Origin of the sequence: Kitasatospora sp. MBT63 (assembly GCF_000710465.2) — a bacterium.
In the GTDB taxonomy this organism is placed as follows: domain Bacteria; phylum Actinomycetota; class Actinomycetes; order Streptomycetales; family Streptomycetaceae; genus Kitasatospora.
Genome location: NZ_JAIZ01000262.1, coordinates 12139 through 16237, shown reverse-complemented (window position 1 = coordinate 16237; position 4099 = coordinate 12139). Strand labels below are relative to the sequence as shown.

Here is a 4099-nt window from a genome sequence, read left to right as displayed (position 1 = left end):
ACCCGCCCCGACCCGCCCCCGCGGCCGCCGCCTCAGAGCCCGGGCGCACCCCAGACCGGGAACCAGCGGCTCAGGTCCTGCTCCAGCCGCAGGTCGTTGCCGAGCATCGCCTTCACCTGCAGCTCCAGCGGGCTGTTGCGCTTCTCCCCGCCCCCCGGCACCGGTGCGAACGGGTAGAAGGACCCGCGCTTGTACAGGTAGACCAGCGCCAGCGGCTGCCCCGCCGCGTTGCGGAAGCCGACCAGCGAGCAGAGCAGCTGCGGGCCGAAGCCGTTGCCCTCCAGCTCGCTGTTGACCGCGTGCAGGTCGTTGACCAGGTCCGGCAGCTCCTCGGCGGTGTGCCGGGCGAGCAGCCAGGAGTACCCGTAGGCGTCCTGCGAGGCCTCCACCGGCACCCCGCCGTTCGGGGTGTCGGCGTCCAGCAGCGCCCGGACCTGCCGCTCGACCTCGGCGAAGGCGCCGCCCTCCACCGCCGCGAAACAGACCGAGCCCAGCCCGGTCGGGCGGAAACCGGCGGCCGCCTCCAGGGTCAGCGCCGCCGAGGGCACCCCGAAGAGCTGGTCCAGGTCCGGCCGGACCGGCTTGGTCCGGCCGAACAGTGCGTCCAGGAATCCCACGTCCAGCTCCTCGTCACCGGCCGAGTTCGGCCGAGATCTTCGCCAGCTGCGCCAGCCGCTGCTCCAGCGACGGATGGGTGGACAGCAGCTGGGTGGCGGCCTCCCGGGCGCTCAGCGCCGGGGCGAAGTAGAAGGCGTTGTACGGCTGCGCCTGGCGCAGGTCCTTGGTCGGGATGGCGGCGATCTGCCCGGTCACCTTGGTCAGCGCGGAGGCCAGCGCGCTCGGCCGGCCGGTCAGCTGGGCGGCGGCCCGGTCGGCGGCCAGCTCCCGGTAGCGCGAGAGCAGGCGGGTGAGCAGGAAGCTGATCGCGTACACCACGATGCTGACCAGCGGGATGATGATCGCCGCGATGGCCGCGGTGCTGTCGTTGCTGTTGCGGTTGCCGCCCAGGAACCCGCCGTACAGGGCGATCCTGGTCATCGCGCCGGCCAGCACCCCGAGGAAGCCGGCGATGGTCATCACCGCCACGTCCCGGTGGGCGACGTGCGAGAGCTCGTGGGCGAGCACGCCCTCGAGCTCCTCGGGCTCCAGCCGGCGCAGCAGCCCGGTGGTGACGCAGACCACGGCCTTCTCGGGCTTGCGGCCGGTGGCGAAGGCGTTCGGCATGTCGTTGACGGCGACCGCGACCCGGGGCTTTGGCATGTCGGCCAGCGCGCAGAGCCGGTCGATGGTGCCGTGCAGCTGCGGGTACTGCTCGGGGGTGACCTCGTGGGCGCCCATCGCCCGCTCGGTGATCTTGTCGCTGAACCAGAACTGCGCCACGAACAGGCCGCCGGAGATCAGGACGATCAGCGGCCAGGCCCCGCGCAGCAGTGCGATCAGCAGCCCGGTGAACCCCACGTAGACCAGGCCGATCAGGAACATCGTGGTGACCATCCGGCCGGTCAGCCCCCGGTCGGGGGCGAACCGGGAGTGCTGTCCCGAAGTCGACATCGCCGCTCCCTCGCTCGTCGCGCTCGCCTCCGATGCTCCCACTCGCGGCCGCCCCGGGCACCATGCGCCACGGGTGCCGTCCGGCGATGCGGGCAGGATCACCTGGGCGGCCCGTTCCTGCCGTCGGACCCGGGCCTTACACTGGCTGGTAAGGTCCTGGCACTCTGCCTGCCGGAGTGCCAGATATCGGACACTCAACAGCTCAACGGACGAAGACGGAGGTGCGTGCCCATGGTCGACGAGCCCCGTTCCTTCGAGCCGTCCCGCGCGGTGGAGCCCCGCCCCGCCGCCCGCCCGCTGGACGACCGCAGGCTGGCCGTGCTGCGGGCGATCGTCCAGGACTACGTGGGCACCGAGGAGCCGGTCGGCTCCAAGGCCCTGGTCGAGCGGCACAGTCTCGGGGTCTCCCCGGCGACCGTGCGCAACGACATGGCAGCGCTGGAGGAGGAGGGCTTCATCCAGCAGCCCCACACCAGCGCCGGCCGGATCCCCACCGACAAGGGCTACCGGCTCTTCGTCGACCGGCTGGCCGAGGTCAAGCCGATGACCAGCCCCGAGCGCCGGGCGATCCGGCACTTCCTCGAGGGCGCGGTCGACCTGGACGACGTGGTGGCCCGCACGGTGCGGCTGCTCGCGCAGCTCACCCGGCAGGTCGCGGTGGTCCAGTACCCGTCGCTGACCCGTTCCACGGTCCGCCACATCGAGCTGGTCCAGCTGACGCCGGCCAAGGTGATGCTGGTCCTGATCACCAACACCGGCCGGGTCGAGCAGCGGATGGTCGACTGCCCGGGCCCGGTCGGCGACACCGTGCTGGCGGACCTGCGGGCCCGGCTGAACGGGCAGGCCGGCGGCCGCCCGCTGCCCGAGGTGCCGACGGCACTGGAGGAGCTCCCGGCCGCGTTCGAGCCGGCCGACCGGCCGACCGTCACCGCGGTGCTGGCCACCCTGTTCGAGACGCTGGCCGAGCAGAACGAGGAGCGGATCATGCTGGCGGGCACCGCCAACCTGACCCGCTTCGGACACGACTTCCCGCTGACCATCCAGCCGGTGCTGGAGGCCCTCGAGGAGCAGGTGGTCCTGCTCCGCCTGCTGGGTGAGACGGCGGACGCCACGATGACGGTCCGGATCGGCCACGAGAACGCCTACGAGGGGCTCAATTCCACCTCGGTGGTCTCGGTCGGTTACGGTTCGGGCGACCAGAGCGTGGCGAAGCTCGGGGTGATCGGTCCGACCAGGATGGATTACCCGGGCACAATGGGGGCGGTGCGAGCGGTGGCACGGTACGTGGGTCAGATCCTGGCCGAGTCGTAGGACACACGCGCCGCAGGCCGGCGCGCAGCAGTCGCAAGCACTTCTAGAGGCGGAACAAACCGGAGCATTTGGTGGCCACGGACTACTACGCGGTACTCGGCGTCCGACGTGACGCGGGTCAGGACGAGATCAAGAAGGCGTTCCGGCGCCTCGCGCGCGAACTGCACCCGGACGTCAACCCGGACCCCAAGACGCAGGAGCGGTTCAAGGAGATCAACGCCGCCTACGAGGTGCTCTCCGACCCCTCCAAGCGGCAGGTCTACGACCTCGGCGGCGACCCGCTGTCGCCGAACGGCGGCGGTGGCGGCGCGGGCGGCTTCGGCGCGGCCGGATTCGGCTTCTCCGACATCATGGACGCCTTCTTCGGCGCCGCCGGCGGCCAGCGCGGACCGCGCTCGCGCACCCGGCGCGGCCAGGACGCCATGATCCGGCTGGAGATCACCCTGGAGGAGGCCGCGTTCGGCACCACCAAGGAACTCCAGGTCGACACGGCCGTCACCTGCACCACCTGCGCGGGCGAGGGCGCGGCCCCCGGCACCTCCGCGCAGACCTGTGACATGTGCCGCGGCAAGGGCGAGGTCTCCCAGGTCACCCGGTCCTTCCTGGGCCAGGTCATGACCTCCCGCCCCTGCCCGCAGTGCCAGGGCTTCGGCACCGTGGTGCCGACCCCCTGCCCCGAGTGCGCCGGCGACGGCCGGGTCCGCGCCCGCCGCACCCTCACCGTCAAGATCCCCGCCGGTGTCGACAACGGCACCCGCATCCAGCTGGCCGGCGAGGGCGAGGTCGGCCCCGGCGGCGGCCCGGCCGGCGACCTCTACGTCGAGATCGCCGAGACCAGCCACCCGACCTTCCAGCGCCGCGGCGACGACCTGCACTGCACGGTCACCATCCCGATGACGGCCGCCTCGCTCGGCACCCAGGTGCCGCTGCAGACCCTGGACGGGCTGGAGGAGGTCGACATCCGGCCCGGCACCCAGTCCGGCCAGTCGATCCCGCTGCACGGCCGGGGCATCACGCACCTGCGCGGCGGCGGCCGCGGCGACCTGATAGTGCATGTCGAGGTGCAGACGCCCACCAAGCTCGACCCCGAGCAGGAGGAGCTGCTGCGCCGGCTCGCGGTGCTGCGCGGCGAGGAGCGGCCAGCCGGCCACTTCGCGCCGGGCCAGCAGGGGCTGTTCTCCCGCCTGAAGGACGCCTTCAACGGCCGCTGAGCCGCCGAGGCGCCCGGGCGCCGACC

Annotated in this window: 4 protein-coding genes; 2 read left to right on the top strand and 2 right to left on the bottom strand. The window is 72.5% G+C overall.

Annotated features, from left to right (window positions below):
* Positions 1-32: 32 nt before the first annotated feature.
* Both AA75_RS16595 and htpX read right to left on the bottom strand, forming a co-directional pair.
* Positions 33-617 carry a hypothetical protein gene (locus tag AA75_RS16595; RefSeq protein WP_033820819.1) on the bottom strand — a complete coding sequence of 195 codons (585 nt, stop codon included), beginning with the start codon at positions 615-617 and terminating at the stop codon, positions 33-35.
* Positions 618-630: 13 nt separating this feature from the next.
* Entirely contained in the window at positions 631-1551 is a 921-nt protein-coding gene (htpX, locus tag AA75_RS16590) for a zinc metalloprotease HtpX (protein ID WP_033820818.1), read from the bottom strand.
* Between the two features lie 231 nt (positions 1552-1782).
* Here htpX and hrcA point away from each other — a divergent pair, with 231 nt between their 5' ends.
* Entirely contained in the window at positions 1783-2862 is a 1080-nt protein-coding gene (gene hrcA / locus AA75_RS16585; protein WP_082526573.1) for a heat-inducible transcriptional repressor HrcA, read from the top strand.
* Positions 2863-2933: 71 nt separating this feature from the next.
* The gene (dnaJ, locus tag AA75_RS16580) at positions 2934-4073 is read left to right on the top strand and encodes a molecular chaperone DnaJ (protein WP_033820817.1); all 1140 of its coding nucleotides are present in this window, start codon (positions 2934-2936) and stop codon (positions 4071-4073) included.
* The last annotated feature ends 26 nt before the right edge of the window (positions 4074-4099 follow it).

Bases quoted from the DNA above. Each gene is read 5' to 3' on its own strand.
- htpX (WP_033820818.1), bottom strand. From the start codon at position 1,551: ATGTCGACTTCGGGACAGCACTCCCGGTTCGCCCCCGACCGGGGGCTG.
- hrcA (WP_082526573.1), top strand. From the start codon at position 1,783: ATGGTCGACGAGCCCCGTTCCTTCGAGCCGTCCCGCGCGGTGGAGCCC.